Source organism: Curtobacterium sp. MMLR14_002 (assembly GCF_001864975.1).
In the GTDB taxonomy this organism is placed as follows: domain Bacteria; phylum Actinomycetota; class Actinomycetes; order Actinomycetales; family Microbacteriaceae; genus Curtobacterium; species Curtobacterium flaccumfaciens.
On sequence record NZ_MJGT01000030.1, the window covers coordinates 1 to 226 of the forward strand.

The window sequence follows — 226 nt, forward strand, 5'->3', positions numbered from 1 at the left end:
CTCTTGGACGATCTGCAGAACGCAATGGGAGGCTAAGCCTTGACGCCGACCGAATGGGGCGAGCAGTTCGTGGCCAAGCATCCTGAATACAAGCAACTGCTCGACGACCCGGTCAATTGGGATGACAGCCATAATCTAATGGAGCACCTGTTTCTAGGCGACGTTGTCATCCAGATCTCCGCCGCATACCGGCTCGATCCCAAAGATTCACGCATTCAGATGACGC

The 226-nt window shown here is 54.9% G+C and carries 1 protein-coding gene; it reads left to right on the plus strand.

Annotated features, from left to right (window positions below; all coding sequences use genetic code 11):
* Positions 1–39: 39 nt before the first annotated feature.
* Positions 40–226: hypothetical protein (locus tag BIU91_RS18385; protein WP_139196855.1), on the plus strand; the 187-nt coding region annotated here is incomplete at its 3' end.